At 68.0% G+C, this 6,000-nt stretch carries 8 protein-coding genes and 1 pseudogene; 4 read left to right on the top strand and 5 right to left on the bottom strand.

Features of this window, described 5'->3' with window-relative positions; translation table 11 throughout:
• The 3 genes and pseudogenes from H6G16_RS03160 to H6G16_RS12885 form a co-directional block, all read left to right on the top strand.
• Positions 1-1,203: pseudogene (locus H6G16_RS03160) on the top strand (glutamine synthetase type III); the annotation flags it as partial.
• 104 nt (positions 1,204-1,307) lie between these two features.
• A complete protein-coding gene (locus H6G16_RS12890) occupies positions 1,308-1,559 on the top strand; it encodes a hypothetical protein (protein ID WP_199289131.1) in 252 nt (83 codons plus the stop codon).
• Positions 1,556-2,005 carry an SgcJ/EcaC family oxidoreductase gene (locus H6G16_RS12885; RefSeq protein WP_242036134.1) on the top strand — a complete coding sequence of 150 codons (450 nt, stop codon included), beginning with the start codon at positions 1,556-1,558 and terminating at the stop codon, positions 2,003-2,005. Before H6G16_RS12890 ends, H6G16_RS12885 begins: the two co-directional genes overlap by 4 nt.
• Before the next feature lie 4 nt (positions 2,006-2,009).
• Here H6G16_RS12885 and H6G16_RS12940 read toward each other — a convergent pair whose 3' ends face one another.
• From H6G16_RS12940 to H6G16_RS03140, 3 genes are read right to left on the bottom strand one after another with little or no spacing between them, the layout of a single operon-like run.
• Positions 2,010-2,669: a M23 family metallopeptidase gene (locus H6G16_RS12940; RefSeq protein WP_347238771.1), complete on the bottom strand. Its 660-nt coding sequence runs from the start codon at positions 2,667-2,669 to the stop codon at positions 2,010-2,012.
• 17 nt (positions 2,670-2,686) lie between these two features.
• A complete protein-coding gene (locus tag H6G16_RS03145) occupies positions 2,687-3,268 on the bottom strand; it encodes a DUF2808 domain-containing protein (protein WP_347238769.1) in 582 nt (193 codons plus the stop codon).
• A 7-nt stretch (positions 3,269-3,275) separates the two neighbouring features.
• On the bottom strand, positions 3,276-4,553 hold the full coding sequence (locus tag H6G16_RS03140) for a glutathione S-transferase family protein (protein WP_190388874.1): 1,278 nt from the start codon (positions 4,551-4,553) through the stop codon (positions 3,276-3,278).
• 95 nt (positions 4,554-4,648) lie between these two features.
• On the opposite strand from H6G16_RS03140, the gene H6G16_RS03135 reads away from it, so the two are divergent.
• Positions 4,649-5,167 carry a phycocyanin subunit beta gene (locus H6G16_RS03135; protein ID WP_190388873.1) on the top strand — a complete coding sequence of 173 codons (519 nt, stop codon included), beginning with the start codon at positions 4,649-4,651 and terminating at the stop codon, positions 5,165-5,167.
• A gap of 97 nt (positions 5,168-5,264) precedes the next feature.
• Here the strand turns inward: H6G16_RS03135 and H6G16_RS03130 are convergent, their stop codons facing one another.
• On the bottom strand, positions 5,265-5,606 hold the full coding sequence (locus H6G16_RS03130) for a P-II family nitrogen regulator (RefSeq protein ID WP_190388872.1): 342 nt from the start codon (positions 5,604-5,606) through the stop codon (positions 5,265-5,267).
• 27 nt (positions 5,607-5,633) lie between these two features.
• Complete coding sequence (locus tag H6G16_RS03125; RefSeq protein WP_347238768.1) at positions 5,634-5,972, bottom strand: hypothetical protein; 339 nt, start codon at positions 5,970-5,972, stop codon at positions 5,634-5,636.
• Positions 5,973-6,000: the final 28 nt, after the last annotated feature.

Below are 6,000 nucleotides of genomic sequence, written 5' to 3'. Positions count from 1 at the left end.
ACCGCCAAAAAGCACGGCTTCACCTGCCTGCTCCACGAAAAGCCCTTCGCCGGCATCAACGGCTCCGGCAAGCACGTCAACTGGTCCATCGGCAACGCCACCCAGGGCAACCTGCTCGACCCCGGCCAGACCCCCCACGACAACCTCCAGTTCCTGCTCTTCTGCGCCGCCGTCATCCGCGGCGTCCACTGCTACGGACCGCTGATGCGGGCGGTGATCGCCACCGCCAGCAACGACCACCGCCTCGGCGCCAACGAAGCCCCACCGGCGATCATCTCGGTGTACCTCGGCAGCCAGCTTGAGGACGTGTTCAACCAAATCCGGGCGGGCCAGCTCACCGGCTCCGCCAGCGGCGGCTCGATGTCGCTGGGGGTCGACACCCTGCCCGACCTCACCAAGGATCCGGGCGACCGCAACCGCACCTCCCCCTTTGCCTTCACCGGCAACCGCTTTGAGTTCCGCGCCGTTGGCTCCGGCCAATCCGTGGCCGGCCCCCTGGTGGCGCTCAACACGATCCTGGCGGACTCGATCCAGTGGGTGGCCGACCAGGTCGAAGACCAGCTCAACACCGGGTCGTCCCTGGAACAGGCGGCCTTCGCCGTGCTGAAGCGCACCATGGACGACCATGGCGCCGTGATCTTCGGCGGCGACGGCTACTCCAGTGCCTGGCATCGGATGGCCGTGGAGGAGCGGGGCCTGGAAAACCTGCCCACCTCCGCCGATGCCCTGCCCGTGCTGCGGCGCCCGCTGATCCGCGACCTGTTTGAGCGCCAGGGGGTGCTCAGCCCCCTGGAGCTGGAAAGTCGGTTTGAGGTGTATGCCGAGCAGTACGTGCTCGCCATCGAGGTGGAGGCCAAGCTGGTGCTGCGCCTCGCCCGCACCCAGGTGTATCCGGTGGTGATGGCCTACCTCGACAACCTGGCGCGGTCACTGAAGAGCCAGGAGGCCCTGGGGATCGGTGCCGACCGCAGCCTGGTCGACCAGCTGGTGGCCCTGAACCAGCAGCTGGTGGGGCAGTGCACGGGACTGGAGCAAGCCCTGCAGAACCCACCCCACGGCATCGAAGCCCACATGACCCATTGCGCCCAAACCCTGCTGCCGATGATGCTGCGCATCCGCGAAGCCGTGGATGGACTGGAGCTGCTGGTTGACGATGCCGACTGGCCCCTGCCGAGCTACCAGGAGATGCTGTTCATGCGCTGAGGACCCAGGCCAGATGACGCCCCTGACACCGGAAGATGTTGTGAAGGTGACAGTTTGCATCTGGCACAAGCGCCATGATCGCTACAGGAGCAGAAAAGCCAGACATGCCAACCTTGAGATCCCAGACGGGACGATCCCTGGCCTCCAGCCATGTGCGGTACTACCGCCTGGTCGACCGCCAGGGAGCCCCCCATCCGGTGCTCGACGATCTCTACGAATCCCTCGACGCGGCCTGGAGCGAGGCCATGGGTTGGTGGCAGGAGCACTGCGGTGGCTCCCAGGAGCCCGTGGAGATCGGCGTGGAAGTCAGCACCGCCAGTGGCGACTGGCGAACCCTGCGCTTTCCTGGCTGTTGAGGGCCCTGCTGGCTCTGGGGCTTGCCCTCCTGCTGTGGGCGTCTCCGGCCGGGGCTGAGCAAACCAGCTGCGCACCCCTCACCGAGCAGGAGGTGAGCGGTTGGTTTGACCAGTGGAACCAGGCCCTGGCCAGTGGTGATCCCGCCGAGGTCGCCCAGCTCTACGGCGATCAGGCCCTGCTGCTGCCCACCCTCTCGCCGGAGCTGCGGGACACGCGCGAGGGCATCACCAACTACTTCACCAGTTTTCTGAGCCGCCATCCCAGCGGCACCATCACCCACCGTCAGATTCAGTTGGGCTGCAACGAGGCCGTCGATGCCGGCACCTATCGCTTTGCGTTGCACAACCCTGAGGCCACCGTCGACGCGCGCTACACGTTCGTCTACGGCCTGGAGCAGGGGACATGGCGGATTCAGCACCACCACTCCTCCCTGCTGCCTGGCTAGCTCCTCAAGGTGCCACGGTGGCCAGCACCGGGGGCAGGGAGGGAAGCGGCAGCAGGGGAGGCAGATGGGGCGTGGGATCCAGGGCGAGCAGATCGGGGCCCTGGTGCCGGAGCTCGAAGTGCAGATGGGGGCCACTGGCCTGGCCGGTCATGCCCACCGTGCCCAGGGGCTCCCCCTGCTCCAGCCACTGGCCCGGGCCCACCGCGCTGGCGTGGAGATGGGCATAGAGGGTCTGCCAGCCGTTGCCGTGGTCGAGCACCACGGTGGTGCCGTAACCGCTGATCGGCTCCAGCAGCACCACCCGACCCGCCAGGGCGGCCAGTACCGGCGTGCCCTGGTCGGCCGCCAGGTCCACACCGGTGTGCATCCTCCAGGCCCCGCGCCGCTCGGAATAGCGCCACCCCCAGGGATCCATGCTCGCGGCCGGCCGCGCCAGGGGATAGGCCAGCCGCGGGGCGGCTGACGACTCCACCAGGCCTGCCGCGACCGAAGTCACCGTTTCAGGGGGAAGCACCGCTGCCACCGTCACCTGCCGGGGGATCGACTGGGGCGGATCCTGGGGGCCAAGCGTGGTCCCCTGGGCCTCGGCCCCCACCGGCAACGGGAGCAGGGCCAGCCCCAGAAGGGTCAGCAGCAGGGATGGGAGCGGATTGGGGCTCAGCACACGCAACAGGGACTCGCTCAGGGCCAGTCGAGGTCGTAGATCCGCAGGGTGCCAAACCCAAGCGGTGCTGGCGAGGGGTTGGGCCCGGCGGGAAAGGCGGTCACCTGGAACATGTAGGTGTCCGAGAAGGCAGGGTTGTTCCAGGGCTTGAGCACCACGGTGACCGTGGCCCCCGGGGGAACCGGCTCGGGGAAGGTGAGGGTGAACAGGCGGGCCGCACTGTCGAACCGCGCCTCCACCGGCACCTTGGCCCCTTCCCGGCGGGGGCGTCCCAGGAAGGCCGAGGTGCGCTCGACGAAGAAGGGGAAGCGGGTATCGACCCCCCGGGTCTGCTGGATCGTCAGACCGCCCAGGGCTGCCCCGGCCTCTGGATCAAGGCTGAGGGTGAAGTAGTACTCGGCCCGGGTTTGCCAGATGGTGGTGTAGAAGCTCACCAGATCCACCTTCCAGGGCGCCTTGGCGAAATAGGTGGCACCCTGCAGCTCCAGGGCACGGGCGCTGGGGATCAGCCCCGGCGACAGCCAGGCGGCCAGCGCCCAGGCCAGAACCCATCCACGGCGCTGCGGCCGGCGCCGGCGGGGAAGACGGAGCAGGGGCACCGGGGATCTAGGCGGCTGGCAGAACGGTAGGGGCTGCCTGCAGAAATGGCTGGGGATCCTGATCGCGGCGATGGGCCACGGGAATCGGCGGCCCCTGGGCTGCCCCATCGAGGGGATCACGGCAGGCGGTGGCCTCCAGGGCCTGGCGCAGGCAGCGGCCGGCATGGAGCGGCATGTCGCGGGGCACGCTGATGCGGTCCCGCAGATAGCGCAGGGCGGGGGCACTGCCCGGCGGCGGCACCAGGGGCAGAGCGGGCTGCGGCTCAACCAGGGCGGTCAGGGCGATGCGCAGGGGGAGGTCGAAGGCCGCGGGGCCGGCTGGATTGCGGGCCAGGATCACCGACCGGTGCCTGAGCACCCTGGCCAGGGCCACCGCCCGGGCGTCAGGGGGTTCGCTCTGGCTGGTTTCCGGATCGGGGGCGTCGATCGGCCACGGGCCGTGATCGATGCGGGCCGCCAGGTCCTGCTGGAGTGCCGTGCCACTGGCGTAGCAGCCCCCCATCTGGGGCGGGAGGTCGTGGGCGTGGGTATGGAAATCGCTCTGGGTGTCGAGGTAGGTGGAGCGCTGCTCCAGCGCGGCAAACCAGCGGTTGATCGCCGGATGCTCCCGGCGCAGCAGGAACCCTTTGTAGTAGGCCAGGCTGGCGGCCATGCGCTCCACATAGGGCACGAACACCAGATCGGCGGTGCCCAAGTCCCCGAGCAGGAACGGGCCCGGGCCCTGGTCGAGAGCCTGCTCAAACGCACGGGCGATGCGCTGAAAGGACGCCTGGGCCGCCAGCTCCTGCTGGGGGCCCAGGCCAGGGCTGCACAGCCACTGGCACCAGGCCCGGAACAGCATCCGCTCCAGCTGGCGCAGGGGCAGCACGGCGGGGTCGGCCATGCCTGGCCCCAAGGGTCCAAAGGCCCCCTCGAGGGCTTCGAGGATGCGGTCGCTCTCGGTGATCAGGCGACCATCGAGCTCCAGGGCGGGGAGCATGCCGGACGGCACCAGCCGCCGGAACCAGGCCTCCTTCTCGCCGTAGCAGAACATCGTGACCTTGCGGATCCGATAGGGAACCCGCTTCTCCTCCAGCCACAGCCACACCTTCTGGCAGTAGGGGCACCAGGCGTGGTGGTCGCGGAACAGGGTGACCCGCACGGCCTCCTCCGGCTGGCCGAACAGGCGCAGGCGGGCCTGGGCACTGGTGGGGCCATCGATGGGGTCGGGCCGGGGGGACACCAGGCCCTCCAGCTCGAGCCAAGAGAGGGGTTCAGTGCGGTCGGCCTTGATCCCCGTCTCCATGCCCATCCCTGCAGCAGCCTTGGTTCTAGTGGCTCGCGGCCCGGGCAGAGCCGTCCCTAGGGTTTGGGCTGCGACGTTTCGTAACAGCGCTTCCCATGTTTGATGCCTTCACCAAGGTTGTGGCCCAGGCCGATGCCCGGGGCGAATTCCTCAGCGCCGGCCAGATCGATGCCCTCGCGGCCATGGTCGCCGACAGCAACAAGCGCATGGACACGGTGAACCGCATCACCTCCAACGCTTCCGCCATCGTCACCAACGCGGCTCGCGATCTCTTCGATCAGCAGCCCGCCCTGATCGCCCCCGGCGGCAACGCTTACACCCATCGCCGCATGGCTGCTTGCCTGCGCGACATGGACATCATCCTTCGCTACGTCACCTACGCCATCTTCACCGGCGACGCTTCCGTGCTGGAAGACCGCTGCCTGAATGGCCTGCGTGAGACCTACCTCGCCCTCGGCGTCCCCGGTGCTTCCGTGGCTGAAGGCGTTCGCAAGATGAAGGACGCTGCCATCTCGATCGCCAACGATCGCAACGGCATCACCCCCGGCGATTGCTCCGCCCTGATGTCCGAAGTCGGCACCTACTTCGACCGCGCTGCTGCTGCAGTCGGCTGATCCAGCTTGGCCATTCCGGCATCACCCAGAGTCCCGGCCCCCTCGGGGGGCCGGGACTTTTTTGATGTGACGGCGAGTCAGCCCGGCAAGCGCTGAATCAGTCGAGGGTGGCGTCACCGGTTTCGCCGGTGCGAATGCGGATCGAAGCCTCCACCGGGGTGACGATGATCTTGCCGTCGCCGATGTCGCCGGTCTGGGCGGAGGCTTTGATCGCCTCGATCACCCCAGCCATGGCCGCGTCAGTCACCACCGCGGTGACCATCACCTTGGGCAGCAGGCGCGCCTCAACTTTCACGCCCCGGTACACCTCGGTGTGCCCCATCTGTTTGCCAAAGCCCTGCACGGAGGTGACGGTCATGCCGTTGATGCCCAGGCTCACGAGGGCATCCTTGACCGCCTCAAGCTTTTCAGGGCGGATGACAGCTTGAATCTGTTTCACGCGATACCAAAGAAGATCTGACCTTCTTTAGCCAGGGCCGGGCTGCCGTTCTGTAGCAACCGCAGCCGTGGGAGAGGGCAGGCCAAGGCCAATGCGGGCCACCCGCAAGCCTGCCTGCCTGGCATCGCCAGCGAGCTGCTCACTTGAGGAGGCATCCAGCCGCACCTCACCGGCGGCCAGGGCAGGCCAATGGGGACTCTCGAAGTGGGTCTGCAGCCACAGCAGGCCAACCAGACTGGTGGGCAGCAGGCGAACGCCCTGATGAAGCTCGATCAGGGCTAAGTCCGCGCACGCGGGTTCGATGGCGGCGGCGCTGGGATCAAACCCGAAAGTGGCGTCGTTCAGAACAAAAGCCCCGGTTGGCACCGCTGTAGCGGCATCAACCGGGGCATGG

The sequence above is a fragment of the Cyanobium sp. FACHB-13342 genome, assembly GCF_014697415.1.
Classification (GTDB): domain Bacteria; phylum Cyanobacteriota; class Cyanobacteriia; order PCC-6307; family Cyanobiaceae; genus Cyanobium_A.
Note: the sequence above shows the minus strand (reverse complement) of the source record. Positions and strands in the feature narration are given on the sequence as shown.